The organism is Micromonospora mirobrigensis (assembly GCF_900091555.1).
GTDB classification, from domain to species: domain Bacteria; phylum Actinomycetota; class Actinomycetes; order Mycobacteriales; family Micromonosporaceae; genus Micromonospora; species Micromonospora mirobrigensis.
The window spans coordinates 373,229-399,390 of sequence record NZ_FMCX01000002.1; the positions used below are offsets into that span (position 1 = coordinate 373,229).

22 protein-coding genes are annotated in these 26,162 nt (G+C 75.9%); 14 read left to right on the forward strand and 8 right to left on the reverse strand.

Annotation, left to right across the window (positions count from 1 at the left end):
• Positions 1-155 precede the first annotated feature (155 nt).
• On the forward strand, positions 156-2,570 hold the full coding sequence (locus tag GA0070564_RS09090; protein WP_141714727.1) for a glycoside hydrolase family 10-like protein: 2,415 nt from the start codon (positions 156-158) through the stop codon (positions 2,568-2,570).
• A gap of 228 nt (positions 2,571-2,798) precedes the next feature.
• Positions 2,799-3,746 (forward strand): methanogen output domain 1-containing protein, encoded by a 948-nt coding sequence (locus GA0070564_RS09095; protein ID WP_141714728.1) that lies wholly within the window; start codon positions 2,799-2,801, stop codon positions 3,744-3,746.
• Positions 3,747-3,764: 18 nt separating this feature from the next.
• On the opposite strand, the gene GA0070564_RS09100 is transcribed toward GA0070564_RS09095, so the two are convergent.
• Positions 3,765-4,100, reverse strand: a complete 336-nt coding sequence (locus tag GA0070564_RS09100; protein ID WP_091605702.1) for a hypothetical protein — start codon at positions 4,098-4,100, stop codon at positions 3,765-3,767.
• 135 nt (positions 4,101-4,235) lie between these two features.
• Here GA0070564_RS09100 and GA0070564_RS09105 point away from each other — a divergent pair, with 135 nt between their 5' ends.
• Positions 4,236-4,886, forward strand: a complete 651-nt coding sequence (locus GA0070564_RS09105) for a hypothetical protein (RefSeq protein ID WP_091605705.1) — start codon at positions 4,236-4,238, stop codon at positions 4,884-4,886.
• Between the two features lie 46 nt (positions 4,887-4,932).
• On the opposite strand, the gene GA0070564_RS09110 is transcribed toward GA0070564_RS09105, so the two are convergent.
• Complete coding sequence (locus tag GA0070564_RS09110) at positions 4,933-6,165, reverse strand: MFS transporter (protein ID WP_425412432.1); 1,233 nt, start codon at positions 6,163-6,165, stop codon at positions 4,933-4,935.
• Positions 6,166-6,395: 230 nt separating this feature from the next.
• On the opposite strand from GA0070564_RS09110, the gene GA0070564_RS09115 reads away from it, so the two are divergent.
• Positions 6,396-7,121, forward strand: a complete 726-nt coding sequence (locus GA0070564_RS09115; RefSeq protein WP_245669878.1) for an alpha/beta hydrolase — start codon at positions 6,396-6,398, stop codon at positions 7,119-7,121.
• 21 nt (positions 7,122-7,142) lie between these two features.
• Here GA0070564_RS09115 and GA0070564_RS09120 read toward each other — a convergent pair whose 3' ends face one another.
• Both GA0070564_RS09120 and GA0070564_RS09125 read right to left on the reverse strand, forming a co-directional pair.
• Positions 7,143-8,267 carry an FUSC family protein gene (locus GA0070564_RS09120; RefSeq protein WP_091605712.1) on the reverse strand — a complete coding sequence of 375 codons (1,125 nt, stop codon included), beginning with the start codon at positions 8,265-8,267 and terminating at the stop codon, positions 7,143-7,145.
• 87 nt (positions 8,268-8,354) lie between these two features.
• Positions 8,355-9,011 carry a TetR/AcrR family transcriptional regulator gene (locus GA0070564_RS09125; protein WP_245669879.1) on the reverse strand — a complete coding sequence of 219 codons (657 nt, stop codon included), beginning with the start codon at positions 9,009-9,011 and terminating at the stop codon, positions 8,355-8,357.
• A 47-nt stretch (positions 9,012-9,058) separates the two neighbouring features.
• Between GA0070564_RS09125 and GA0070564_RS09130 the strand changes: the two genes are divergently transcribed.
• From GA0070564_RS09130 to GA0070564_RS09145, 4 genes are all read left to right on the forward strand, one after another.
• Positions 9,059-10,216 carry an FAD-dependent monooxygenase gene (locus GA0070564_RS09130; RefSeq protein ID WP_091605720.1) on the forward strand — a complete coding sequence of 386 codons (1,158 nt, stop codon included), beginning with the start codon at positions 9,059-9,061 and terminating at the stop codon, positions 10,214-10,216.
• A 96-nt stretch (positions 10,217-10,312) separates the two neighbouring features.
• Positions 10,313-10,840 (forward strand): nuclear transport factor 2 family protein, encoded by a 528-nt coding sequence (locus GA0070564_RS09135; RefSeq protein WP_091605724.1) that lies wholly within the window; start codon positions 10,313-10,315, stop codon positions 10,838-10,840.
• A gap of 88 nt (positions 10,841-10,928) precedes the next feature.
• Entirely contained in the window at positions 10,929-11,456 is a 528-nt protein-coding gene (locus tag GA0070564_RS09140) for a nitroreductase family deazaflavin-dependent oxidoreductase (RefSeq protein WP_245669880.1), read from the forward strand.
• 23 nt (positions 11,457-11,479) lie between these two features.
• Entirely contained in the window at positions 11,480-12,088 is a 609-nt protein-coding gene (locus GA0070564_RS09145) for a glycine zipper family protein (RefSeq protein WP_091607040.1), read from the forward strand.
• A gap of 10 nt (positions 12,089-12,098) precedes the next feature.
• Here the strand turns inward: GA0070564_RS09145 and GA0070564_RS09150 are convergent, their stop codons facing one another.
• Positions 12,099-12,713: a DedA family protein gene (locus GA0070564_RS09150; protein ID WP_091605727.1), complete on the reverse strand. Its 615-nt coding sequence runs from the start codon at positions 12,711-12,713 to the stop codon at positions 12,099-12,101.
• A 180-nt stretch (positions 12,714-12,893) separates the two neighbouring features.
• On the opposite strand from GA0070564_RS09150, the gene GA0070564_RS30190 reads away from it, so the two are divergent.
• The 5 genes from GA0070564_RS30190 (at position 12,894) to GA0070564_RS09175 (ending at position 22,993) form a co-directional block, all read left to right on the forward strand.
• Positions 12,894-17,042: a SpoIIE family protein phosphatase gene (locus GA0070564_RS30190; RefSeq protein ID WP_091605730.1), complete on the forward strand. Its 4,149-nt coding sequence runs from the start codon at positions 12,894-12,896 to the stop codon at positions 17,040-17,042.
• A 71-nt stretch (positions 17,043-17,113) separates the two neighbouring features.
• Positions 17,114-17,833 carry an HD domain-containing protein gene (locus GA0070564_RS09160; RefSeq protein ID WP_091605733.1) on the forward strand — a complete coding sequence of 240 codons (720 nt, stop codon included), beginning with the start codon at positions 17,114-17,116 and terminating at the stop codon, positions 17,831-17,833.
• 132 nt (positions 17,834-17,965) lie between these two features.
• A complete protein-coding gene (locus GA0070564_RS09165) occupies positions 17,966-20,788 on the forward strand; it encodes an AAA domain-containing protein (protein ID WP_091605736.1) in 2,823 nt (940 codons plus the stop codon).
• Between the two features lie 3 nt (positions 20,789-20,791).
• Positions 20,792-21,661 carry an alpha/beta hydrolase gene (locus tag GA0070564_RS09170; protein ID WP_091605739.1) on the forward strand — a complete coding sequence of 290 codons (870 nt, stop codon included), beginning with the start codon at positions 20,792-20,794 and terminating at the stop codon, positions 21,659-21,661.
• A gap of 441 nt (positions 21,662-22,102) precedes the next feature.
• Positions 22,103-22,993 carry a hypothetical protein gene (locus GA0070564_RS09175; protein ID WP_176730613.1) on the forward strand — a complete coding sequence of 297 codons (891 nt, stop codon included), beginning with the start codon at positions 22,103-22,105 and terminating at the stop codon, positions 22,991-22,993.
• 182 nt (positions 22,994-23,175) lie between these two features.
• On the opposite strand, the gene GA0070564_RS09180 is transcribed toward GA0070564_RS09175, so the two are convergent.
• Both GA0070564_RS09180 and GA0070564_RS09185 read right to left on the reverse strand, forming a co-directional pair.
• Entirely contained in the window at positions 23,176-24,108 is a 933-nt protein-coding gene (locus tag GA0070564_RS09180; RefSeq protein ID WP_091605744.1) for an HNH endonuclease, read from the reverse strand.
• A 55-nt stretch (positions 24,109-24,163) separates the two neighbouring features.
• On the reverse strand, positions 24,164-24,403 hold the full coding sequence (locus GA0070564_RS09185) for a winged helix-turn-helix domain-containing protein (RefSeq protein ID WP_091605748.1): 240 nt from the start codon (positions 24,401-24,403) through the stop codon (positions 24,164-24,166).
• Positions 24,404-24,617: 214 nt separating this feature from the next.
• Here GA0070564_RS09185 and GA0070564_RS09190 point away from each other — a divergent pair, with 214 nt between their 5' ends.
• Complete coding sequence (locus tag GA0070564_RS09190; protein ID WP_091605753.1) at positions 24,618-24,896, forward strand: DivIVA domain-containing protein; 279 nt, start codon at positions 24,618-24,620, stop codon at positions 24,894-24,896.
• 277 nt (positions 24,897-25,173) lie between these two features.
• Here the strand turns inward: GA0070564_RS09190 and GA0070564_RS09200 are convergent, their stop codons facing one another.
• Positions 25,174-26,034 carry a hypothetical protein gene (locus GA0070564_RS09200; RefSeq protein WP_091605756.1) on the reverse strand — a complete coding sequence of 287 codons (861 nt, stop codon included), beginning with the start codon at positions 26,032-26,034 and terminating at the stop codon, positions 25,174-25,176.
• Between the last annotated feature and the right edge of the window lie 128 nt (positions 26,035-26,162).

A 26,162-nucleotide genomic window follows, 5' to 3' on the forward strand; every position in this document is an offset into this window, starting at 1 on the left:
CGTGGGGGAGTTAGGTGGTACGGACCAGTGCCGTGACTCTGGACCACGATCACCCTCCAGGTCAAGCCCCAGCAGCGAATTCACGCTGAGCGTCCCGTTTGACTACCGATCCGAGGTCTTGACTTGTCCGTACCACTCGGCACACGATGGCCCGCATGCCATCCCCCACACCGCTGCGAAGGACCGCCGTGACCGGCGCGGCCGGAGCCGTCCTGCTCGGACTGCTCACCGCCCCGGCCGCCGCGCGGGCCACCGAACCCGCCACCACCACCGGCCAACCCACCGTGGTCACCGCCGACGGCGACACCGCGGTCATCGACGCCATCGACCCCTCGTCCCGGGCCGCCGGCATGCTCGCCCTGTTCACCCCCGACGCCGGCGCCGAGACCCGGACCAACGCCTTCGGCGGCGAGGCCGTGCTGCGCGCCCTCGGCGGCGGCTCCTACCAGGTGCTCAGCGTCTGCACCGTCTTCGACGCCTGCGCCAAACCCGGCAACAACGCCATCCCGGCCGACGGCGCGGTGCTCTCGGCGTCCCCGCCGGAGACCGGCGGCACCGACGACCGGCGGTTCCTGCGCGACCAGCTGCGCGCCGGGGAGACCGTGCAGCTGCGCAACCTGCTGATCCGCCGGGCCACCAGCACCCTGTCCGCCACCGACCCGACCGCCGCCGACAACCCCGACGGCGTCGACCCGGCCAAGGGGCAGTGCTTCCCCGGCTGTCGCGGGGCCGAGCAGCTGATCGCGTACACCCCGGCGGCCGGCCGGGAGAAGACCGGGACCAACGACTACGGCTTCGAGGTCACCGTCCGCGACGGGCGGGTCGTCGCCCGGCAGGGCGGCGACAGCGCGATCCCCGCCGACGGCTTCGTCCTCTCCGGGCACGGCACCCGCGGCTCCTGGCTCGACGGCAACGCCCCGCTGGGCGCGAAGGTCACCCTGGACGGGAACACCGTCACCGTCGACGTGGACGCGCAGAGCTACCTGCTCGGCGCGGAACGGGCCGTCGCCGCGGCCCGAGCCGCGAAGGGCGCCGCCGTCGCCTCCTGCCTCGACATCGACCCGGACGCCGTGGACGCCGCACTGGCCGACGCCGCCCGGCTGCTGGAGCAGGCCCGCGCCGCCGCCACCGACCAGCCGGAACGCGCCGCCGAACTGGCCCGCGACGCCACCCGCCGGGCCGACGTGGCCGGCTACCGGACCCGCGAGTCCCGCCCCGTCGAGGGCCGCGGCCTCTGGGTACGCCCGATCGAGACCAGCCCCGAACAGATCCGCGCCTCGCTGGACCGGATCGAGACCGCCGGGTTCAACATGGTCTTCCTGGAGACCGTCTGGGGCGGCTACACCATCTACCCCAGCGCGGTCGCCGAGCGGGCCGGCATCCCCGCCCAGCGCCCCGAGATGCGCGGCTTCGACCCGCTGAAGGTCTGGATCGACGAGGCGCACGCCCGCGGCATCGAGCTGCACGCCTGGACGCACACCTTCTTCGTCGGCATCGAGTCCGGTGGCGGGCCGGTGCTGCGGGCCCACCCCGAGTGGGCCGCCGTCGAGCGGGAGGACGTCGGCAAGACCGGACCCCAGCCGTCCCGGATGGAGCCCGGCTACTTCTGGGTCGACGCCGCCATCCCCGCCGTGCGCCAGCACGTGCTCGCCACCTACGACGAGATCCTGCGCGGCTACGACGTCGACGGGCTGCACCTGGACTACATCCGCTACCCGGTCTCCCTGCCGTACGGCGCCGACTTCTCCTACTCCGCCTACAGCCGGCAGACCTTCGAAGCAGAGCACGGCGTCGACCCGTACACGCTGAACCCGGACTCGCCGCAGTGGCCGACCTGGAACGCCTGGCGGGAGAAGCAGATCACCACCTTCGTCGACCAGGTACGCCAGCTCCAGCGGCGGGTCGCCGCCGACCGGAAGCTGTCCGCGGCCGTCTTCGCCGACCCGACCGACGGGCTGGCCAAGAAGTTCCAGAACTGGGCCGCCTGGGTCGACGCCGGCACCCTGGACTTCCTCACCGGGATGTCCTTCGGCACCTCCGCCGGCTCGGTGGGGCACGACACCGCGGTGATGCGCGAGCGGGTCGGCGACGTGCCGCTCTACACCGCGACCTACGGACCGCTGCGCGGCTCCGCCCCGGACCTGATGCTCGACCAGGTGCAGGCGGTCAACGACGCCGACTCCGACGGGGCGGCGCTGTTCGCGTACAACCAGCTCAACGCCCGCCAGCAGGAGGCGCTGCGGGAGGGCACCTTCCGTACCCGGTCGGTGGTCCCACACGCCGACCACCGCGCGGCGGCCCGGTCCGGGGCGGCGGCGCTGCGCGCCTCGCTGGAGCGGGCCACCGGCTGCGCCCCGGCGGACGTCACCGCCGAGGTCCGCGCCCGGCTGACCACCGCGCAGCGGCTGCTCGCCGACGGCCGGCCGGCGCCCGCCGTCGACGCGGCCGCCGCCCAGCTCGACAAGGCCGCCGCCGCGGCGGCCGGCTGGGGCGCCGCCGTACCCGCCGAGCTGACCCGGCGCACCGTCCGCGACCTGCGGATGTACGCCCGCTGGGCCGACCTGGCCTGAAAGCAGGGGCCCCTTCTTAACGCCTGGCGTATAGCAGGGGCCCCCTGTTAACACCTGCTGTTGCGGGGCGACCCGGGCAACCCGGGCCGCCCCGCAACACGTCGACCGGACGCCGGCCAGGGCCCACCGACCCGGTCCGCCCGGGCCGCAGCGCCGGATCAACCCGGTGACGGCGTATGGTCGAGCCGGGCGACCGGCCCGAGGGTCCGAACCGGAGCGAGGTGGCGCGTGGAGTGGTTGCTGGCTCCGCCGACGGCCGCGGCAGCCAGCGCGCTGCGCGGCGAGGTGACCGCGTTCCTGCGCCGCCACGCCGACTCCCCGGACACCGTCGACGACGCCGCGCTGATCGTCTCCGAGCTGCTCGGCAACGCCGTGCAGCACGCCGGTGGCCCGGTCTGGGTGACCCTCGACTGGTCGACGGACCGGCCCGAGCTGGTCGTGCACGACCTCGGCGCCACGGTCGACCTCGCCGACCTGCCCGCCGTGCCGGACACCGCCAGCATCCGCGGCCGGGGGCTGTGGCTGGTCTCCCGACTCAGCCCCGAGCTCGACGTGGTGGCCAAGCGCGGCGACGGCAAGCGGATCCGCACCGTGTTGCCGGTGCGGCGGCGGGTGGAGCCCTCCTTCGACCCGCCCCGGCGCCAGGTGAATCCGCTGCCGGCGCTGGACGAGGCCGGCCCGGACGGGTTCGGCCGCGAGCCGTTCCTGCGGGCCCTGGTCGTCGAGCTGGCCCGGACGGCCGAGAACAGCCATGGACCGGCCTCCGCCGAGCAGATGGTGGCGCAGGTGGGCGCCACCGTCGGCGGCCAGATGGAGCAGGAGTACCGGCGGGCCCGGGAGGTGGCCGGCCGACTCACCCCCGGACAGCTCGCCGAGTGCTACCTGCGGCTCAAGTCGGCCATCGACGGTGATTTCTACGTCATCTCCGTCGACGAGGACCGGATCGTGCTGGGCAACCGGCGATGTCCGTTCGGCGACACCGTCCGGCGGGCGCCGGCGCTGTGCCGGATGACGTCCAGCGTGTTCGGGGGCGTGGCCGCCCGCAACCACGGCGAGGCCGTCGTGCTGCTCGACGAGCGGATCGCCGTCGGCGACCCGGAGTGCCGGGTCACCGTGCTGCTCGGCCCGGCCGCTCGGGACAACCCCGGCGGCCACCACTACCGGGACGGCTCCTGACCGTTCGCCGTCGCCGGGTCAGCGGGCCCGGCGCTCCGGGTGGGCCCGGTTCCAGGCCCGCATCCGCTCCGGGTAGCCGGTCCGGGCCGCCTCGTAGAGCGGCACCGCGTGCCGGTGGGCGAGCTTGGCCGCCACCCCGGGCGAGCCGGTACGCCGCCTGATCCACTCGCCGTCGTGGGCGATCGCCACCACGGTGGTGTCGGTGGCGGTGGTCTCCGGCTCCAGGTAGAACTCCACCCCGCGCCGGCTGGCCACGAAGTCGGCCAACGCGGCCAGGTCGTCCCGGTCGCCCTCCCGGTCCAGTTTGGTGGGGATCGTCCCGTCCGGGCGGGACCGCCGGTTGAACCAGCCCATGTCGGCTCCTCTCGCTCGGCGCTCCCCCAGTGCAGCACCCGGGGCTGGCAGCCGGCTGCGAGCCGGATGGGAGATCCCTGCGACCCGCGGCAATATCGCGCGACACCGGCCGCCCGCCACCCCTACCCTGCCCCGGTGGATCCGATCGTCGCCGCCGCCCGGGACAACGCCGACTGGTGCGCCGCGGTCTGCGCCGGGCACGGCCTGACCGGCGTCGTCGACGCCGACGCCTGGTCGGTGCCGCGCCGCTCCCCACCGCTCTACCCGGACGCCGTCACGCTCCGCCGGGGCGTGGATCCCGACGCGCTGCCGGCCCGGATCGACGCCGGTCCCGGCGCGTCGGTGAAGGACAGCTTCGCCGACCTCGACCTGCGCCGGTACGGCTTCCGGGTGCTCTTCGCCGCCGACTGGATCCACCGCCCGCCCGTCGACCCACCCGCCGGACCGGCGCTGACCCCGGTGACCACCACGGGGGCGCTGGCCCGCTGGGCGGCGGCACACGGCGGCGGCCCGGTGTTCCGGCCGGCGCTGCTCGCCGACCCCCGGGTCACCCTGCTCGCCCGGTACGCCCCCGACGGCGGGGTCACCGGCGGCGCCGTGCTCACCCGCGGGCCGCGGGTCACCGGGGTGTCGAACGTCTTCGGCGCCGACGTGTGGCCGGCGGTCTGCCGATCCGCCCCGCCGGGCGTCGCGCTGGTCGGCTACGAGTCCGGCGACGACCTGGCCGCCGCCGCCCGGGCTGGCTTCTCCACCGTGGGGCCGCTGCGGATCTGGCTGCGCGACTGACCGCCCGCGCGCCGGGCGCACCCGTGACCGGCCGGGAACCGAGCGGTCAGCGCGCGCCGGCCGGGCGGCGGGTGACCGGGACCAGCAGCAGCGCGGGCAGCAGCAGGATCGGCACCAGCAGCAGGGCGCGCAGCGTACCGGTGCGGTCGCCGAGCAGGCCGAGCAGCGGCGGCCCGGCGAGGAAGGCGGTGTACGCGATCGCCGCCACCACACTGACCCGGGCCGGTGCCCGGTCCTCCTCGTCGGCGGCGGCGCTCATCCCGACCGGGAACCCCAGCGAGGCGCCCAGCCCCCACATGGCCACCCCGACCACGGCCAGCGCGCCGGAGCCGGCGAGCACCGTCAGGGCCGCGCCGGCCACGGCGAGCAGGATCGTCGCGAGCAGCACCGGCACCCGGCCCCAGCGGTCCAGCGCCACGGTGCCGGCGGTGCGACCCACCGTCATGCCGACCACGAACACCCCGAACACCGCCGCGCCGGCGGCCTCGCTGAGCCCGTACCCGTCGATGAAGGCCACCGCGAGCCAGTCGTTGGCGCTCCCCTCGGTGAACGCCATGATCAGCACCAACACGCCGATGAGCAGCGTCCGCGGCTCCTTCCAGGCGGCCAGCGCGCCCCGCCGGCCGGTCGGCGCGCCGCCCGCGGTGGCCGGGGCCGACGGCGTGGCCGGCAGGAAGTGGCGGGCGCCGGCCAACGTCCCGGCCAGCACCGCCACGGCCAGCACCGCCAGGTGCACGCCGATCGGCACACCCCATCGGGCCGACCCGGCGCCCAGCCCGGCGCCGGCCACCGAGCCGAGGCTCCAGGCCGCGTGGAAGCGGGGCATCACGGTCCGCCCGAGTCGCCGCTCGACCGCCGCGCCCTCGACGTTCATCGCCACGTCGCAGGTGCCCGAGCCGTAGCCGATGGCGAACAGGGCCGCCGCCACCCCGGGCAGCGATCCGGCGGCCCCGGCGGCCAGCCCGGCGCCGGCCAGGCCCACGGCCAGCAGGGTCGTCGCGGCGCGCACCGTGCGGGCCGCGCCGAACCGCTGGGCGATCAGGCCGGCGGTGGGCAGGGCCAGCAGCGCGCCGCACGACATGGCCAGCAGCAGCAGGCCGAGCCGGCCCGGGTTGAGCGCCAGCGCCTCCCGTACCGCCGGGACGCGGGAGAACCAGGAGGCCACCGCGAGCCCGTTGAGCGCGAAGACGACGGCGACGCCGGTACGGGCGGCGCGGACCCGGCGGGCGTCCACCGGTTCGGCGCCGGCCGGGACGACCGGCGTGTCGGTGCTGCTCACGGTTGGCGGTTCCTCTCCTGGGGCGGGCGGTCCGGTGGGGATCCCCGGGCGCCTGGGCACGATCCCATACCCCCGGGTGCCCCCGGCGCAACAGGGTTGCGGCGGGTGAGCTGCGCCAACCGGCGGGATCATGGGCGGTCGGCGCAGGTGGGGGCCGGGAGCGCCGGTTAACCCCGCCCACGCCGGGTAGACCGCTCCGGACGCCGCAGCGACCCGGAGGAGACAGCCACGTGGCCGAGCCCGCGCCACCGCACCGGCAGCCGGAGGAGAACCCCCGGCACGGGCGGCTGACCGCCCGCCCGGCCCCACCGGTGACCGCGGGCGGTTCCGGCCGGATGCCGCTGACGGGCCCGGACGGGGAGGCGCTGGGGCTGGCGTACGCGCCGGCCGGGGCGGGCGACCGGCCGCTGCGGCTGGTGCTGCTGCTGCACGGCGCCGGGGGCACCGCCGAGCAGGGCCTGGACCTGCTGCTGCCGCTGGCCGACCGGCACCGGCTGCTGCTGGTCGCGCCGCAGTCCGTGGCGAGCAGCTGGGACCTCGTCGTGGAGGGCTTCGGCCCGGACGTACGCCGGATCGACATGCTGCTGGCCGCCGCGTTCCAGGCCTGGCCGGTGGAGTGCGTGGTCGCCGGCGGCTTCTCCGACGGCGCGTCGTACGCGCTCAGCCTGGGCCTGACCAACGGTGACCTGTTCGCCGCGGTGCTGGCCTTCTCCCCCGGCTTCGCCGCGCCGATGGTGACCCACGGCCGGCCCCGGGTCCTCGTCTCGCACGGCACCGGTGACCAGGTGCTCCCCGTGGACGTGTGCAGCCGACGCCTGGTGCCCCGGCTCAACACCCTCGGCTACCAGGTCGACTACCACGAGTTCGACGGCGGGCACGAGGTGCCGACGGCGATCCGCCAGCACGCGGTGGAGTGGCTCTCCAGCGTCGCCGGCCGGCGCACCCGGCTGCGCTGAACCGGTCCCGGCCGCGCCGGGTCAGCGCACCGACAGGCCGATCGCCTCGTCGACCCGGTCCAGCACGGCCGCGTCGTCGTCACCGCGTACCCCCCGGAGCAGGTCGATGGCGGTGGCCCGGACCTGACCGATGACCATGGCCAGCGGCAGGGTGGGGCCCGGGGCGTAGAGCCGCCCGGCGGTGCGTACCGCGGTCAGCGCGGCGCTCTCCGCGGCGGCGGCGTGCCGGTCGGCGGCGTCGGCCGGGCCGGTCAGGTCGGCGGCGAACGCGGCGCCGCCGGCCCGCACGGCCTCGGCCAGCGAGCGGACGGCCGTGCCCAGGTCGGCGGGGACCGGGGACGGCTGTCGGGTCAGGGTCACCCCGGCCCGGGCCAGCACCCGGACGTTGCGCACCACGTAGTCGATCTGTCGGATGGAGGCGTCGACCGAGCGCAGCCGGCCGATGTCCCTGCGGCGGCGGACGTTGAGCCGCAACGCCTCGCCGGCGGCGAGCACGGCGTCCCGCAGCCCCTGCACCGCCGCGTCGGCCCGGCGGGCCCGGTCCAGGGCGGCGAGCGCGGCGGTCTCGTCGGCGCGGTCCAGGGCACCGGCGACCTCCTCCAGCAGGTCCCCGATCTCGGTGAAGGTCTGCCGGAGCTGACCGACCAGCGGAGCCAGCGGCCGGCGGGCGTCGACGAGTTGGCTGGCGGCCAGCGCCACCGCGCCGCCGATCAGCGCGTCGACGAACCGGAACGGCACCAGCGACTCCGTCGGCGGCGAGACCACCACCAGGTACAGCGCGGAGACGGCGGCCTGCACCACGGAGACGCTGCTCGCCCCGATCGCCACCGCCAGGGCCACGGTGAGCAGGATGACGGTGAACACGGTCCAGGTCGTGCGCGGGCCCAGGGCCTGCACCACCAGGTCGGCCACCAGCACCCCGGCGGCCACCCCGAGGACCACCTCCACGGCCCGGCGCATCCGCTGGCCCCGGGCCTGACCGAGGACGATCAGCGCCGCGGCCGGCGCGAAGAACGGCTGCGGGTGGCCGACCAACCGGGTGGCGAGCAGCCAGGCGATGGTCGCGGCCAGGGTCGCCTCGACCACCGGCAGCCAGCCGGCCCGCAGCCGCCGCAGGGCCGTACGCAGCCAAGTCCACCGCGCCATCGCCGCATCCTCCCGGGTTGATCGACCCACCCAGGGTGCTCCTCGCCCGCCCCGCTCGCCAGCGCGGCGCGTCCGACGGGCGCCACGTCACGTCCCGGTGAACCCTCGCAACGCCGCCCGCACGGCGGCGCGCAGGTCGTCCCGGCTCCGGGGGCTGCCCGGCGGCGGGGCGTCGAGGGCGCCCGCGCCCACCAGCCGGTCGAAGAGCAGGCCGTCGACGAAGGCGACGAACTGGTCGCCCTGCCGCCGGGGGTCGGGGGCGCCGGCCCGGGCGAGCAGGTCGCGGGCCTGCACCCGGAGCACCGTGCCGTGGTCGAGGATGCGGCGCAGTTCGGGGCGGTGCACCGCCTCGAGCAGGCAGGCGTACCGGGCCAGGGTGCGGTCGCGGCCCACGGTCAGCCAGTGGTCGAGCACCGCCGCGATCCCGACGGCGAGCCGGTCGAGGTCCGCGGCGGTGAGCCGGGCCGGGAGGGCGGTGGCCTGCGGGTCGGCGGGGAGTTCCTCGGCGGCGATGTCCGCCCGGTCCAGGTCGGCCAGCCGCTGCACCACCGCCTCGATCAGCGCCTGCCGGGTGCGCAGATAGGCCGAGGTGGTGCCGAGCGGCATGCCGGCGCGTGCGTCCACCGCCCGGTGGGTCAGTGACCGCATCCCGCCCTCGGCGAGCAGCGCGATGGCCGCGTCGGCGAGCGCCGCCACCCGGGCGCTCCGACCGCCCGAGCGCTGCTCCCCTGCCACCGGTGCCACGGCGGTAGTATGAGCTTCTACAGATGTAGAAGAAGCGGGAGGGCGCCATGACCTCGGGACGGGCGATCGTGGTCGGCGGCGGCATCGGCGGTCTCGCGGCGGCGCTGGCGCTGCACCGCCACGGCTGGCGGGTCAGCGTGCTGGAGCGCACCGCCGAGCCACGGGAGATCGGCGCGGGCCTGTCTCTGACGGCCAACGGCCTGCGCGCCCTCGACGCGCTGGACCTCGGCGTCGCCGTCCGGGCCCACGGTCGGACCGACACCGCCGGCGGCCTGCGCGACCGGAGCGGGCGCTGGCTGTCCCGGGTGCCCGCGGCGGAACTGGAACGCACGCTGGGCACCAGCGCGGTCGGCATCCACCGGGCCGAGCTGCACGCCCTGCTGCGCGCCGCGCTGCCGGCGGACACGCTGGTCACCGGCGCCCGGGTCACCGACGTGGAGCCCGCCACCGGCGACGTCCACTACCGCGCCGCCGGCAGCGCCGCGACCGTCCGGGGCGATCTGGTGGTCGGCGCCGACGGCCTGCGCAGCGTGCTGCGCACCCGGCTCTGGCCCGACCTTCCGCCCCCGCTGTACGCCGGCTCCACGGCCTGGCGCGCCGTGCTGGCCTGGCCGCACCCGCTGCCCACGGCGGTCACCTGGGGCCCGGGCGCCGAGTTCGGCATCGTGCCGATGGGCGACGGGCGGATCTACTGGTACGGCGCGGTGACCGCCCCGCCCGGTGGCCGCGACACCGACGGTCGGCGCGCCGTGCTCGACCGCTTCGGGTCCTGGCACGACCCGATCCCGGCACTGGTCGCCGCCACCCCGACGGAGGCCGTGCTGAGGCACGACATCCAGCACCTCGCCACCCCGCTCCCGTCGTACGTCCGGGGACGGGTGGCGCTGCTCGGCGACGCGGCGCACGCCATGACCCCCAACCTGGGACAGGGCGCCCAACTGGCGCTGGAGGACGCGGTGACGCTCGGCGCGGCGTGCGCCACCGGACCGGCCCACGTGTCGTCCGCGCTGGCCGCGTACGACCGGCAGCGGCGGCCGCGTACCCAGGAGGTGGCCCGGGCGTCGCTGCGCGCCGGCCGGTACGGCCAGCAGCTGCGCAACCCCCTCGCGGTGGCCGCCCGCGACACCGTCCTGCGACTCACCCCGGCCCGGATGGCGCTGCGGGCGATGGCCCGGTACGCGGACTGGACCCCACCGCCGGCCTGATCCACCGACCCGGCGGGGTCACGGCGCCGACTCCTACTGGCACGATGACGACGGGGCACTCCGGCCCACTGCGGCCGGCGAGCGCGGGAGGCGGCCATGGAACCCACCGGCGACGACCGGTACGACCGCACGATCGCCCGGTGGCGGGCCGCCGGGGAACGGGCCGACGCCGCCGAGGCGGTGCGCTGCCTCGCCCCCGACGTGGCGGTGATCTCCCCGCTGACCGCCCGGTTCCGCTTCCACGGGCCGGCCCAGGTGGGCGACATGCTGGCCGCCGCGTACGGGGTGATCGACGGCATCCGGTTCCACACCGCCGTCGGCTCCGGGGACACCCGGGCGCTGTTCTTCCACGGCACGGTCGACGGCCAGCAGGTCGAGGAGGCGCAGCTGCTGCGGCTGGACGCTGCGGGGCTGATCCGGGAGCTGACCCTCTTCGGCCGGCCGCTGCCGGCGCTCACCGCGGTGATGCAGCGGCTCGGGCCGCCCCTGCTGCGCCGGCAGGGCCGCCCCGGGCTGGCCCGGCTCGTGGCCCTGGCCACCCGGCCGCTGGCCACGATGACCCGGGTTGGCGACCGGCGGGTGGTGCCGCTGGGCGATCCGGCGCGGGGCCGCCGGGCGAGCTGACCGGCCCGCGACGACGGGCCCCTCGGCCCTGCCGCCACCGGCGCGGCAGCGGTCCGATGAAGGGGCGGTCGGCAGAGGGAGGGTCGCGATGGACACCAGGAGCCCCGGCGGGCTGTTCGCCCGGCACCGGCGGTGGATGTACCGGGACGGCCGGCCGAACTGGCTCGCCCGGTCGCTGAACCGGTTCGCCGCCCGGCAGTTCTCCGTCGGGTGGGCGCCCCGGAACTGGGTCACCCTGGAGGTGCCCGGTCGGCGTACCGGCCGGACCGTGGAGGTGCCGGTGGTCGTGGCGGACCACGGGGGTGGGCGTTACCTGGTCTCGATGCTCGGCGAGGACGCCAACTGGGTCCGCAACGTCCGGGCCGCCGGCGGCCGGGCGGTGCTGCGGCACGGCGACCGGGAGCAGGTCCGCCTCGACGAGGTGCCGGAGGCCGAGCGGGCCCCGATCCTGCGCCGCTACCTGGCCCTCGCCCCGGGGGCCCGGGCGCACCTGCCGGTGGACCGGCACGCCCCGGTCGCCGAGTTCGCGCCGATCGCCGCCCGCTATCCGGTCTTCCGGATCATCCCCGGGCCGACGCCGCCCGCCGCAGGGGCGGGCGGCGCGCAGGCACACTGACAGCCGGCTGGGAGGTGATCGGCGTGGGCTTCGGCATCCTCACCGCGCTGGTCCAGGTGGTGGCCGGCGCCCTGCTCGGCGCGGCGGCCGGTGGCCGGCCGGGACTGGCGGTGGGCGTCGTCGCCGGGCTGCTGCTCGGCGTGCCGTTCGGCTGGGCGGTGGCCACCACCGGCGCGTACCGGCCGGACGCCCGGGGCGTGCTGCTCTTCGCCGTCGACCACACCTGGAGCCTGCCGAACACCGCGCTCGGCGCCGCGTTCCTCGCCGGGCACCTGGCCGCCGGGCACCGACTCGACCGCGAGACCTGCCGGCACCGGGGCCGGATCAACCTGGTCGAGGGGGTCTGGCCCCGGTACGCCACCACCGTCGGCACGGTCTGCGCGGGCGCGTCACCGGGCATCCAGCGGCACGAGGACGTACACATCCTCCAGGCCCGGCTGCTCGGCCCGCTCTACCTGCCGCTGGTGGCCGCGAACTGGGTGCTGTTCACCGTGGCGCCGGTCTGGCTGCTCTGGCACGACCACGCCAACGCCCCGATCAACCGGTTCCGCCGCTACTTCGAGGTGGGCGTCTATCCGCACACCTGGCACGAGGCCATCGCGTACCGGGTGCAGGGCCGGCCGCCGCACTGAACCCGGCCGGTCAGCCCCGGTGCCGCGCCGACCTGCGGTGCCGCCAGAACCGGACCAGCACCACCACGACCACCAGCGCCAGCAGCGCCTCGCCGCCGAGCCCGAGCCGCCGCTCCACCAGCCGGTACGACGCCCCCGCCAGGTAGCCGAGCCCGCTCACCGCGACGGCCCAGAGCGCGCCGCCGGCGAGGTTGGCCAGGGTGAACGCCCGCCGTGGGATGCCGCTGAGCCCGGCCAGCCCGGGCACCAGCGCCCGCAGCGCCGCCGCCCACCGCCCCACCACCACCGCCGCCGCTCCCCGGCGCCGGACCAGGTCGAGGGCGCGGGCCAGTTCGTCGGAGCGGACGAACCGGCGCGGGGTCCGGTCCAGTAGCCGGCGGCCGTACCGGCGGCCCACCAGGTAGCCGACCTGGTCGCCGAGGACCGCCCCGGCCAGCGCGGCGAGCACCACCGCCACCAGCGGCAGCCGCCCGTCGTGGGCGTACACGCCGCCGAGCAGCACGGCGATCTCCCCGGGCACCAGCAGCCCGAGGAAGGTCGACGCCTCCAGCGCCGGCAGCAGGAAGGCCAGGAGGAGGACCAACGCGGGCGGCAACCCGAGCAGTGCCTCCCACAGGCGGTCCATCCGTCGATTCTGCGCCGGTCCGGACGCCCGCGCGGCGTGGTTGCGCCGCTCCGGTGCGGGGCGCGCGCCAGCTCACAGGCGGGTGGGCGTTCGAACTGGTCGCGCAGTGGGGACAATGGGTGCCGCGGGTACCGGTACGGAGGCGTACGCCCGGGCGACGAGGACGGAAGGTGGCCGCCAGTGACCGGTGGGACGGGCGACGACGCGACGGGGCGGGACGCCCTCGCGCGGCTCTTCCCCGGCCACGACCCGACCAGCGCGGCGCACCGGGCGACCGACTGGGCCGCCACGCCGTTGGGGCCGGTGGACACCTGGCCGGCCGAGCTGCGGGCGGCGATCCGCACGGTGCTCCCGTCGACCATCCCCATGCTGGTCTGGTGGGGGCCGGAGCTGGTGCAGATCTTCAACCACGCCTACACCCCGATGCTCGGCGACAAGTACCCGGCCGCCATCGGGCAGCCCGCCGCGCAGTGCTGGCCGGACGTGTGGGACGCGATGGGCCCGCTCGCCGACGGGGTGCTGGCCGGGGGCGGGTCGGCGCACGGCGATCGCACCATGCTCTACATGTACCGGCGCGGGTACTGGGAGGAGACGTACTGGACGTTCTCCTACAGCCCGATCCACGACGACTCGGGGGCGGTGGTGGGGGTCTTCGTGGCCACCTCCGACGTGACCGGCCCGGTGGTCGGCGACCGCCGGCTGGCGCTGCTGCGCGAGTTGGGTGACCTCTCGATCGCCGAGGCCGACACGGCGGGCGACGCCGCCCGCGCGGCGGCCCGGGTGCTGGCCGGGGACGGCGCGGACCTGCTGGTCGGCCAGATCCACCTGTACGACCACCTGTTCGCCGCCGTCGGCGAGGAGGAGCAGGGCGGGTCGGCGCCCGGCGAGCTGACCCTGGTCGCCTCGTTCGGCGACACCATGCCCGACGGGCTGACCGAGACGCACCGCCGACCCGAGGTGATCGAGGCGCTGCGCACCGGCCTGCCGACCCGGATCACCGGCCTGGGTGACCTCCTGCCCCAGACGCGGCGGCCGGAGCAGCTGGCCGGTCCACCGCCGGTGGTCGACGCGGTGGTGCTGCCGCTGCTGGCCACCGGGCGCAGCCGCACGGTGGGGGTGCTGGTGCTCGGGGTGAGCCCCTACCTGCCGCTGGACGAGCCGTACCGGCACTTCATCGAGCTGGTCGGCAGCCGGGTCTCCACGGCGCTGACCGACGTGCTGGCGTACGAGGCCCAGCGGCGGCGGGCGGTGGCCCTGGCCGAGCTGGACCGGGCCAAGACCGAGTTCTTCACCGACGTCAGCCACGAGCTGCGCACCCCGCTGACCCTGATCAGCGCCCCGGTGCAGGAGAGCCTGGCCGACGAACGGGACCCGCTGCCGGCGGTGCAGCGGCAGCGGCTGGAGCTGGTCAGCCGCAACGTGGGGCGGCTGCGCCGGCTGGTCAACGACATGCTGGACTTCGCCCGGATCGAGGGCGGCCGGCTGGACCCGGAGCGCAGCCCGACCGACCTGGCGGCGCTCACCACCGGGGTCGTCGAGTCGTTCGACCACGCCGTACGCCAGGCCGGGCTGACCTACCGGGTGGACGTCGACCCGCTGCCGCGTACCGGCCACGTCGACCGGGACATGTGGGAGAAGGTGATCACCAACCTGCTCTCCAACGCCCTGAAGTACACCCTGCACGGCGGGATCGAGGTGCGGCTGCGCGGTGACGCCGAGCAGGTCACCCTGACGGTCACCGACACCGGGATCGGCATCCCCGCCGACCAGCAGCCGCTGCTGTTCCGCCGCTTCCACCGGGTGCCGGGGGCGGTCGGCCGTTCCGCCGAGGGCACCGGCATCGGGCTGGCCCTGGTCCAGCAGCTGGTCCGGCTGCACGGCGGCACGGTGGCGGTGCGCTCGGTGCAGGGCGAGGGCTCCACGTTCACCGTCCGGCTGCCGTACGGCGAAGCGGGGGGCGAGCCGGCGGCGGACGTGCTGCGGCGGCCGGACCGGGCGGCGTACCCGGCGCTGGAGCCCGCGACCGCGACGCCGGGCGGCGGTTTCGGCGCCGCCGCGGTCGCCCACCCCCGGGACACGCCGACGGTGCTGGTGGTGGAGGACAACGCCGACCTGCGGGCGTTCCTGTCCGGCCTGCTGGCGCCGCACTACCGGGTGCGCACGGCGACCGACGGGCGCGACGGCCTGGCCTCGGCGCTCGCCGACCCGCCGGACCTGGTGCTGACCGACATGATGATGCCCCGGCTGGACGGGACGGGGCTGCTGCGGGAGTTGCGCGCGGACCGGCGCACCGCGGGCCTGCCGGTGATCGTGCTCTCGGCCCGGGCCGGCGAGGAGGCCGCGGTCGAGGGGTTGCGCGCCGGCGCCGACGACTACCTGGCCAAGCCCTTCTCCTCGGAGGAGCTGCTGGCCCGGGTGCGGTCGCACCTGGAGCTGTCCCGGTTGCGCAGTCACGAGGCGACCTGGCGGGCGGCGCTGATCGACTCGTTGCAGGACGCGTTCGCGGTGGTGGAGCCGGACGGCACGCTGGTGGAGGCGAACGACGCGTACTTCCGGCTGATCGGGTCGGAGCGGATCGAGCTGCCGGCCCCGACCGCGCGGTGGTGGCCGGACGCCGAGCTGGAGCCGGCGCAGCACCACCGGATCGTGGCCGCGTTCGCCGACGCGCTGCGGGTGGGCAGCGGTCGGGTGACGCTGCCGATGCGGCACACCGACGGGCACCGGATCTGGGTGGAGGCGGTCTACAACTCGGTCCGTGAGCCGCGCACCGACCGTCGGCTCTACGTGGCCACCCTGCGGGACGTCACCACCGAGGTCGGTGCGGTGGCCCGCAGCGAGGCGCTGGCCACGCTGGCCTCCCGGCTCGCCGGGGCGTCGGACATCGCCGAGGTGCTGGACGCGGGGCTCGGTGAGCTGTGTGAGGTGGTCCGCGGGGCGCGCGGCGTGGCCGTCGCCCTGGACGGGGCGGGGGCGCCGGTGGTGGTGGAGGCCGGGATCGGCCTCTCCGCCCGGGTCCGCGAGGTGCTCGCCGGGCTGCGGCCGGACGGGGAGCCATACCTCGACCGGGACGCCGGGGGCCGGTTGACCGGCGTGGGCACGCGGATCGAACCGGGTGCCGAGGGCGGGGTGTGGCTGGAGGTGGACCCGCCGCGCCCGGTGGCCGCGGTGGACCTGCCGCTGCTGCGGCAGCTCTGCGCGGCGCTGGCGCAGGCGCTGGTGCGGGCCCGGGCGTACGAGACGCAGCGGGCGGTGGCGTTGGCCATGCAGCGGGCCATGCTGGGGCCGGTTGAGCTGCCGACCGGGTTCGCGGTCCGCTACGAGCCGGCGGTGCGTCCGCTGGAGGTGGGCGGCGACTGGTACGACGTGGTGCCGCTGCCGGGTGACCTGGTCGGTGTGGTGGTCGGCGACTGCGTCGGCCGGGGCCTGCCCGCGGCGACCGTGATGGGTCAGCTGCGCAACGCCTGCCGGGCACTGTTGTTGCAGGCCAAGAGCCCGGCGGAGGTGCTCGGGGCGCTGGACGACTTCGCCCGGATGGTGCCGGGCGGCGGCAACACCACGGTGTTCTGCGCGATCGTCGACCGGTCGTTGGGGGTGCTGCGCTACTCGTGCGCGGGCCACCCGCCGGGCGTGCTGATGCATCCGGACGGCAGCCACGAGCTGCTGGACCGGGCCGGTTCGGTGCCGCTGGCCAGTGTGGCGGTGAGTGGCCGGCCGGAGGCCGGCGCGCAGCTGCGGGCCGGGTCGACGCTGCTGCTCTACACCGACGGGCTGGTGGAGCGGCGGCGGGAGCTGATCGACGCCGGCATCTCCCGGGCGGTGGACACGCTGGCCGTCGGGCGTGGCCTGCCGGAGGGGCAGCTGGTGGACCGGCTCTGCCGGGACCTGCTGCCGGAGGTACGCGACGACGACGTGGCGGTGCTGGTCTACCGGCACCGGGAGCCGGTGGTGTTCCACGCCACGCTGGCGGCCGAGCCGGCGCAGCTGCACCCCACCCGGGAGGCGCTGCGCGACTGGCTGGCCGAGCTGGGGGTGGGCGCGTCGGACGCGGAGGCGGTGCTGATCGCGGTGGGTGAGGCGTGCGCCAACGCGATCGAGCACGGCTACCGGTTCGCCGCGGGCGGCACGACGACGGTGCGGGGGCGGCTGCGCGCCGACCGGCTGGAGATCGAGGTGACCGACACCGGTGGGTGGCGGGACACCGCGGCGAGCGGGTTCGACCGGGGCCGCGGCCGGCTGATCATGGCCCGGCTGATGGACGAGGCCCGGGTCGAGGGCTCCCCGACCGGCACCACGGTCCGGCTGGTGAAGCGGGTCTCCGGCGACTCCTGAGCCGGGCCGGTCGTGTCGTGCCGGTGACGGCGGGGTCCCGGTGGGTAGTGAAGATCCGCTATAAGTGATCCATGACGTTCCCCGCGTACCTCGCGACCATGCCGATGCACGCGATCACCGAGATCCACGGGGAACCGGGGCTGCTGGAACGGTTCCGGATGGAGACCGACGCGTTCGGTCCGGCCGCCCGGGAACGCCTCACCGCGGCCCTCGACCTCGCCGCCGAGCTGCACCGCGACGACCGGCGGGTGCGCGAGCCGTACCTGAACCACCTGCTGCGGGTGGCGATCCGGATGATGCACCACTACCAGGTGCGCGACGTGGACGTGATCGTCGCCGGGTTGCTGCACGACGCGGTGGAGGACCACCCGGCGGAGCTGGCCGGCCCCGGCGCCGACGGGGACCTCACCGGGGCCGCGCTGGCCACGCTGACGGCCCGGTTCGGCCCGCGGGTGGCGGGCCTGGTCGCCGCGGTCACCAATCCCGAGTACGACCCGGACCGCGACCGGCACCAGCAGTACCGCGAGCACGTGGCGGCCAGCCTGGACGCCGACCCGTGGGCGCGGGTCATCAAGGTCTCCGACTTCACCGACAACGGGGTCGGGGTGATCCACACCCTGGGCCCCAAGGTGGCCCGGCTGGCGGCCAAGTACCGGCCGCTGGTGCCGGTCTTGCGGGAGCTGATCGGGCGGCCGGACACCCCGCTGTCGGCGCCGGTGAAGCGGCACATCTTCGGTCAGCTGGACCTGGCCGAGGAGCGGTTCGCCGCGATCCTCGACCAGCCGGACTGACCGGCGGTCAGGCGCCGCCACCGGGCTGCCCGGACAGCGCGACGGCCACCCGGCGGCGCGGCTCGCCCAGCTCCGTACGGTCGGCGTCACCGCGGGCCGTCGCGACCGCCGCCGGTGGGGCAGAATCGCCGGGTGCGGCCGGCGACGATCCTCGCGGCGCTCGCCGACCTGGCCCCGGCCGGCGCCGAGCGGGTCCTCGACGTGTCCGGCGCCGGCCGCCCGCTGATCTGGCTGCCCGCCCCGGACCGGGCGCCCCGCGACGCCCGCACGGACCGGCTGGCCGCCCTGGACGCCCTGCACCGCGACGAGCGGATCCTGCGCCGCGGGCTGGCCTTCGTGGTCGGCGCCGTGCCGACCGACGCGGGCTCCCGGCGGGTACGTACCCCGCTGCTGGCCCAGCCGGTGCGGCTGGAACGCACGATGCGCGGCTACCGGGTGGCCCCGGCCGGCGACCTGGAACTGAGCCCGCTGGTCGAGGACCGGGAGCTGGCCGCCCGGCTGGAGGCGGCGCCGGGCCTGGCCGAGCCGGGCTGGCTGGCCGCGCCGGGCACGGCCGCCTGGCTGCGGACCGCGGCGCAGGCCGTCGGGCTGATCGTGGCCGAGGTGGCGGCCCGGGCGCCGGCCCGGATCGACGACACGACGCTGACCGGGCTCGCCGTGGCCGGCCTCTTCGTCAGCCGCGACGTGGTGGCCGGTGGGCTGCGCGACACCCTGCTGAGCTGGGCGGGCCGCCCCGGGCTCGCCGACACCGCGCTGGCCCGGGTGTACGTCGACTCCCCCGCCCCGCCCGCGCCGGCCGGCCCCGCCGATCAGGGCCGGCTCGCCGACCCGCAGGCGCGGGTCGGCGCCGACGACGACGGCCTGCTGTCGCCGCTGCCGTTGAACGCCGCCCAGCGGGACGTGGTGCGCCGGACCCGGACCGAGCCGGTGGTGGTGGTCTCCGGGCCGCCCGGCACCGGCAAGAGCCACACCCTGGTCGCCGCCGCGCTGGACGTCGTGGACCGGGGCGGGTCGGTGCTGGTGGCGACCCGCTCGGTGCACGCGGCCGACGTCCTCGGCGAGCTGCTGCGCCGCCGGCCCGGGCCCGCGCCGGTGCTCTTCGGCGACGCCGAGCGGCGGGAGACCATCGCCGTCGAGCTGGCCGGTGGGGCGCCCGCGGGTGCGGACGACGCGCGACTGCGCGACGCCGACGCGGCGGTGGCCGAGGCCCGGGAGCGGGTGCGGGTGATCCGGGCCGGCATCGACGCCGCCCTGGACACCGAACGGCTCGCCGCGGAGCTGCCCGACTGGCAGCCGCTGCTGCCCGCCCTGGCGGCCGACGCGCCCGCGCTGTTTCACCCGGACGCCGACCTGCCGGCGGCGCGGGCCGCCCTCGACGCCGTCACGGCCGAGGCGGACGGGTGGTGGCGGCGGGTGCGGCGGGGCCGGGCCCGACGTCGGCTGGCCCGGCTGACCGGCGCCGCGGCGGACGTACCCGTGGACCGGTTGCGGGCGGCGGTGCGGGCGGCGGCCGCCGGACGGGCCGCGGGCCGGCTCGCCGCCGGGGGCGGCAGCGACCTGGGGTCCGCCTGGCGGGCGTTGGTGGACGCGGACGCCGCGCTGGCCACGGCGGTCGGCACGGCGATGCGGCACCGGGCGGCCAGTGCCCGGCGGTGGGACGGCCCGGGCCGGCGCAGCGCGGCGGCGCTCGGAGCGGCACTGCGCGCCGGGCGCAACCGCCGCCGGGAGCTGCTGGCCGACCTGGACGCGCCGGCGCTGGTCCGGGCGCTGCCGCTGTGGGTCGGCACGGTCACCGACGTGGAGGACCTGCTGCCGCCGGTGCCCGGCATGTTCGACCTGGTGGTGCTGGACGAGGCCGCGCACGTCGACCAGCTGCGGGCGGCGCCGGTGCTGGCCCGGGCCCGCCGGACGCTGGTCGCCGGGGACCCCCGGCAGCTGCGGTTCGTCTCCTTCGTCGCCGACGTGGACGTCACCGCCACGCTGCGCCGGCACGGCCTGGCGGCGTTGGCCGACCGGTTGGACGTCCGCCGCTCCAGCGCCTTCGACGTGGCCGCCGGCGCGGCGCCGGTCACCTGGCTCGGCGAGCACTACCGCTCCGCGCCGCACCTGATCGGCTTCTCCGCCCGCCGGTTCTACGCCGGCCGGCTGGAGCTGGTGACCCGGCATCCCGGCAACGAGCGGGCCGACGTGATCGACGTGCTCCGGGTGGCCGACGCCGAGGTGGTCGACGGGGTCAACCGGGCCGAGGTGCACGCCGTGGTCGATCTGCTCCGGAAGCTGGCCGACGACCCGCCGGCGGGCGGGATCGCCGTGCTCAGCCCGTTCCGGGCGCAGGCCGACGCCCTCGAGGCGGCGCTGCTGGCCGCGTTCGAGGCGCCGGAGATCGAGCGGCTGGGCCTGCGCTGCGGCACCGTGCACGGCTTCCAGGGCAGTGAGGCGGACCTGGTGGTCGCCTCCCTCGGCCTGGTCGACGCCGACCCGCCGGCCCGGCACCGGTTCGCCGCCGAGCCGAACCTGTTCAACGTGCTGGTCACCCGCGCCCGGCAGCGGCTGACGATGGTCACCTCGCTGGACGCGCCGACCGGGCTGCTCGCCGACTACCTCCGGTACGCGGCGCGGGGCCCCGAGCCGGCCGACGCCGGGCCGCAGACCCCCGACCACGAGTGGGTGGCGCGCCTCGCCGCGGAGCTGCGCCGGATGGGGTTGCCGGTCCGGGTGGACTACCCGGTCGGGCGGTGGCGGGTGGACCTGTGCGTCGGCGACGACGCGCGGGCGGTCGGGATGATCTGCGCGGTCCACCCCGACGGGATAGCGGCACACGTGGAGAGGCAGCGCACCCTGCTGCGCGCCGGGTGGCGACTCCTCGACGGCTTCGCCGGCCGGTGGTCGGACGACCCGGTCCGCGCCGCCCTCGACCTGGCCACCCGACTCGACCCGACCCCTACGAGAGGTTGACCGATGGAACAGGTGACGGTGCAGGTGCCGGACGGCACGCTGAACGCGCTACGGTTCGGCACCGGCCCGAGGATCGCCGTGGCCGCGCACGGCATCACCGCCTCCGGCATGGCCTTCCGCACCGTCGGGCGGCACCTGCCCGACGACTGGAGCCTGATCGCGCTGGACCTGCGCGGCCGGGGCGGCAGCAACACGCTGCCCGGCCCGTACGGGATGTCCCGGCACGCCGAGGACATCCACGCCGCCGCCGTCCAGTTCGGCCAGGGCCGGCCGGTCGCGCTGGTCGGCCAGTCCATGGGGGCGTACGCGGCCCTGCGCGCCGCCGCCCGCGTGCCGGAGCTGTTCACCCGGCTGGTCCTCGTCGACGGCGGGCTGCCGCTGCCGGTGCCCCCCGGGTTCGATCTCGACGTCGACGCGGTGCTCACCGCCACCCTCGGCCCGGCGATCGCCCGGCTGCGCGAGACCTACCCGTCCCAGGAGGCGTACGTCGACGTGTTCCGGAACCATCCGGCGCTGGCCGCGCAGTGGAGCGACGACCTGACCGCCTACGCCCGCTACGACGCGACGGGTGCGCCGGGTGCGGTGCGCTCCCGGGTCGACCCGGAGGCGGTCCGCGCCGACGGGCGGGACCTGCTGACCGGGAACGACTCGTTCGGCGACGACCTGCTGGCGCTGCGCGTGCCGACCGCGCTGCTGTACGCCCCGCGCGGGATGTTCGGCCAGCCGCCCGGCATGCTGCCCGAGCCGGTGGTCGCGCACTGGCGGCAGCGGGCCCCGTGGCTGGTCACCGAGCTGGTCGATGCCAACCACTACACGATCCTGATGACCGACGGGCCGGCGGCGACGATCGTGCGCCACCTGACCGCCGACTGATCGCCTCCGCGCGGCGGCCGAGCGGCCGGCCCACCGCTTGTTAGCGTGACGAGCGGCCGCCGCGAGGCGCGCCACCGTCACCCACCCCCGCCTGCGCGACGTGCCGAGCCTCCTGTCCGGGGCACGGCGGACAGGGGTGCCATGACCGAGACCGTCGGCCCGGAGCCGTCCGACCACCGCCCGGGCCCACCGCCACCCTTGCAGCCCAGGTCCCCCGAGCCGTCCGACGAACGCCCGCGTCCACCTGAGCCGTCCGACCGCCGTCCGCGTCCGCCCGGGCCGTCCGGCGACCCGGCGCGCGCCGGTGGGCCGTATCGTCCGCGCCCGGCCGAGCCGTTCGACGACCCGGCCCGTCCCGGTGCGCCGTTCCCTCCGCGCCCGCCGTGGGCCGGTCACCGTACGGCGGGGCCGGCACCGGCGGCCGGACCGGCGTCGTCGGCCATGACGGTCGGTGCCCGGTGGTGGCGGGCGGCCCGCGCGCGGATCGCCGACGCCTGGCGGGACCTGGTGGTGGACCTGCCGGTCAGCCCGCCCCCACAGCCGGCCCCACCACCGCCGTCGCCCGCGCGGCCCACGCAGCTGCGGGACGCCGCCGGGGCGATCGTCGTACCGGCCCGCGGCTACGTCTTCCAGTTCACCGTGCACGCCACCCTCACCTGGACCGGTACCGGGCTCTCCACCGACCTGCTGGGCTGGCACGTCCGGCAGGTGCGGCCCAGGGCGATCCTGCGGCTGACCCGGCTCGCCGCGGCGGCCGCCCGGACGTTTCCACCGCACCAGGCCGGCGAGCTGGAGGTGGCGCTGCAACGCGCGGTGGCCGGCCAGCCGCCGTGGCAGTTCCGCGACGGCGACACCGAACTGACCTGCCGGGTCGACGTCTGGGTACGCCTCGACGAGGCGGTCCGGCAGGCGCTGCTGCCGTACAGCGAGCAACTGGTCAACCTGGAAGGTCAGTACGAGGTGCAGCTGAGACGGGCGGAGTGCGTGGAGCAGCTCAACCGGCGGTGGGTGGACCTGCTGGAGGAGTTCACGGCCGGACCGGTGTCCGGGGCGGTCGACCGGGAGACGCGGGAGGCGCTGGACGACGCGGCGCGCAGGATGGCCGAGGACCAGCGGGCCGCCGCCGAGTGGAGCGGGGAGCTGCTGCGCCAACGGCAGCGGGACCGGGACGTCTTCTGGCCGCTGCTGGCGGTCGACGTGCCCTCCCCCGCGGCCGGTGGCGGCGTACCCGCGCAGCCCGGACCCGCGTCCGAGCCGGCGGCGGACGATTCGGCGACCGAGCCGGTGCGCCCCGGCGAGGCCGGGCCGGAGACCACCGGTGCCGGCTCCTGACAGGCGGCAGCGGTACGACTGCACCGGACCGCCGACCTGGAGCGGCGGCGCGCCCTGTGGCGGCGCGGCGCGCTCCTCGCCGCCGCCGGACCGATGCTGGCGGTCGCGGCGGTCCTCATCCTGGGTAGGACGACCTGGGACGACCTTCACCATTGACGAGCAGTAATCGGCGTTGGTCGCGGTCAGGCAGCCTTGAAGACGGAATCGAGGTGCCACTCCAGAAACTCGACGTTCGGCCGATCGCCTCGCCGTGCCGGGAGCGCGATCTGCTGGCCCGCCTTGGCGTAGAACTGATCGCCGTTGCCGAACTCGCTGCGCAGCCGAGGGCTGACCAGCAGCCGGTACTTCGGGTCCACGGCTAGGTATCCCCGGTCGAAGAGAATGTGCACGTCCGACTTGAGCAGGAGGCCGTTGTCGATCCGGTGTTCGCCCCCGTTGGGCAGCGGCCGAATGTGCGCCGCCTGCAACACGGGCTGGACCTTGTTGCCGGTGATCGCGCACCGACGCTCGTAGGCACCGAGCACGACGGCCTTGAACGACTGCTGGCCCAGTCGCTGCGGCACAAGACGAGGGTCGCCGTAGACGGGCCCGGGACGGTGCCAGGGCTCGCTGAGGTCGAGTTCGACGGTGGTGCCGATCAGGCGGTGGATCAGCAGGTCGAAGTAGCCCGCGACGGATCTGTCAGCGAGGTCGTAGGTCTTTCCCTGCACGACGTTCGGGGCGAAGCGTGGCGGCGGGTCCACCGTCGACTCATCGGGGAAGAACCTCGTGCCCCGGACGAAGATGCAACCAATGACGGGGTCCTCGTCGAGTGCGATCGGTTGCTTGCGGTACCGGCCGACACTGGCTCGCATGGCGTCGAGGCTGGTCACGCCGTTGGCCTCACCGAACAGCTCCCACGCCTCGGATATCCGCAGTCGGGTGAAGCCGCTGAAGAAGCCCCCGCCGACCACCCGGTTGAGCGGGTGGTGTGCCTTGAAGAAGAAGGGCTCGCCGGGGATGAGCGCCTGGAAACCGCCGCCAGACGGCCGCCAGAAGTTGACCTCGTCGACCTCGGGGCGCGCGGCGAGGAAGCGGTACCACTTCTGGTCGGTGACACCGACAAAAGCCCTCATGTCAAAAAGCTTTCACCACAGTGGATCTCTGGGCCACCATCCGAACGGGTGACGGTCAGGGCTCACGCATCCAGGTCTGTGGGTCCGTGACGAAGATGCCTTTACCCTGACGCCGCCGGATCACCCGCAGGGCTTCCAGCCGGACGTAGACCATCTGGATCGTTGACGAGCTGACATCGAAGCGGTCGGCCATCTCGGCGATTGAGGGCAGCTTCTCCCCCGGCTGCACCTTTCCGCTGTGCAGGTCGTCGATGATCTCATCCGAGATCCGGATGTAGTCCGGCGTCTGTGGCATGGCGCTCCTTGCGTGGCACGCCAATTTGATCACGACACGAACCCGACAGACAACTGAGTGTTGCGACGGACGACTTAGGCATATATGTTTGATCGGCAGCCGCTCCTCGCGTGGCAACGAGTTCGGCTCATCCCCCGGTCGGGGCGGGTGCGCGTGCCCGTCCCGACCCATCTCATCGATCCTGCCTACTCCGACCTGCCCCGGAAGGACCATCGTGGCCCAGGTCTATCGATCCGGCCGGCTCTACGGGACCGGCCGCCCGGCCCGGTTGACCCCGCACGAGGTACGGACCCGCACGTTCGACCCGCGCCGCCGGGGCATCGACCCTGATCAGGTACGCGAGTTCCAGGCCCGGGTCGCCGACGAGCTGACCGACCTGCACCGGTGGGTGGACCTGTTGACGCAGGAGAATGACCGGCTCAAGCGGGCACTGCGCGACTGGCAGACCATGCACGCGCGGGAGTGCCGACCACCGAACGACGGTCCCTGGTAGTGGTGCGCCCCAAGCCTGGCGACCTGCTGCGGATCGACGGCCGGGCCTCGGTGCAGTTCGCCGGCGACCGGACCCTCAACCTTCGCGTCGTGTCCGTGTCCGACCTGCCGACCTATCACGGCTGGCTCTGGGTGACCGGCTATGTCATCGACCGCCGGGGGCGGGCCACCACCAAGCGCGAGATCTACGTCCAGCTCGCCGGCCTCCGCCCGACGGCGGACAGCAACCTCGGACCGGCCGGCGGGCCCGCCACATCGGCCGGCCCACCTGCCACGTCTCAGGAGGTTGCGACCGTCCGCCCCGCCGCGATCCGCTCCATGGCGGCGACTGTGCCCAGCTCCGGCCGGAGGTCGGGACGGGAGTGATAGAACGCCAACGCGTGGTAGACCACCACGGGATCGCCGGCCAGCCAGTAGGGCCGGACCGCCACGAACGGCAGCAGCCGGGACTCCAGCGTGCCGAACCGACCCGTCAGCCGCCGCATCCGGGTGCCGTCGGACATGTTCGCCTTGACCACCAGCAGCGGGGTGTTCACCCTCTTGGCCGAGACCTGGTAGACGTCCCGCCAGGGCACGAACTGGGTGTGGACCAGGCCCCGGTGCCGGATCCCGGCCGGCGACAGCACCAGCTCCCCCGGTGCCAGCCGGAGCATGGTCACCAGGAACCACCCGAGCAGCACCGCGAGGGCGGCGAGACCGACGCCGAGCAGCACGCCGACCACCCCGGCGAACATCGCGGTCACGGCCACGGCCGTGGTGACCAGCGCGGCCAGCGCCAGCAGGCCACCGAGTGAGACGTACGGTGCGGTCGCGTAGCCGAACCGCACCCCCTGCCCGCCGTGCGGGTCGTCGACCAGCGTGGGCGGGCGGCCACGGCCGGGGCGCAGCCGGCGCGACCGGACGGAGAAGCCGACCACCAGGACCAGGAAGACCGCCCCGAACGCCAGCAACGCCACCGCACCCGAGTCGCCGGATCGGGCCGCGGAGACCAGGCCGGCGACCATGCCCAGGGCGAGCACGGCCAGGCCGACCATCGAAGCAGTGAAGGGTACGGAGATCTGTCGCCCGGCCCAGCCGGTGGGCACCGGCAGCACGGGAACGCCGGCCTGCCCTCGGACCGCGCCCTGCTCGGAGGACATCCACAGACCCCCTCGACGACGGTGGGACCGCTGGCACGCGGCTCGACAGGCTCGGTATCTCACCATGCCGCTCCTTCGATCGGGCGGCACGTCGAGCGGCCCGCTTCGCGGCTTATCCCCGGTACGTG

Excerpts from the sequence above, each read along its gene's own strand:
- GA0070564_RS09180 (WP_091605744.1), bottom strand. The coding sequence starts at position 24,108 with ATGAGGGCTTTTGTCGGTGTCACCGACCAGAAGTGGTACCGCTTCCTC.
- GA0070564_RS09170 (WP_091605739.1), top strand. The coding sequence starts at position 20,792 with ATGGAACAGGTGACGGTGCAGGTGCCGGACGGCACGCTGAACGCGCTA.
- GA0070564_RS09150 (WP_091605727.1), bottom strand. The coding sequence starts at position 12,713 with ATGGACCGCCTGTGGGAGGCACTGCTCGGGTTGCCGCCCGCGTTGGTC.
- GA0070564_RS09090 (WP_141714727.1), top strand. The coding sequence starts at position 156 with ATGCCATCCCCCACACCGCTGCGAAGGACCGCCGTGACCGGCGCGGCC.
- GA0070564_RS09130 (WP_091605720.1), top strand. The coding sequence starts at position 9,059 with ATGACCTCGGGACGGGCGATCGTGGTCGGCGGCGGCATCGGCGGTCTC.
- GA0070564_RS09120 (WP_091605712.1), bottom strand. The coding sequence starts at position 8,267 with ATGGCGCGGTGGACTTGGCTGCGTACGGCCCTGCGGCGGCTGCGGGCC.
- GA0070564_RS09175 (WP_176730613.1), top strand. The coding sequence starts at position 22,103 with ATGACGGTCGGTGCCCGGTGGTGGCGGGCGGCCCGCGCGCGGATCGCC.
- GA0070564_RS09200 (WP_091605756.1), bottom strand. The coding sequence starts at position 26,034 with ATGTCCTCCGAGCAGGGCGCGGTCCGAGGGCAGGCCGGCGTTCCCGTG.
- GA0070564_RS09140 (WP_245669880.1), top strand. The coding sequence starts at position 10,929 with ATGGACACCAGGAGCCCCGGCGGGCTGTTCGCCCGGCACCGGCGGTGG.
- GA0070564_RS09100 (WP_091605702.1), bottom strand. The coding sequence starts at position 4,100 with ATGGGCTGGTTCAACCGGCGGTCCCGCCCGGACGGGACGATCCCCACC.
- GA0070564_RS09135 (WP_091605724.1), top strand. The coding sequence starts at position 10,313 with ATGGAACCCACCGGCGACGACCGGTACGACCGCACGATCGCCCGGTGG.
- GA0070564_RS09185 (WP_091605748.1), bottom strand. The coding sequence starts at position 24,403 with ATGCCACAGACGCCGGACTACATCCGGATCTCGGATGAGATCATCGAC.
- GA0070564_RS09160 (WP_091605733.1), top strand. The coding sequence starts at position 17,114 with ATGACGTTCCCCGCGTACCTCGCGACCATGCCGATGCACGCGATCACC.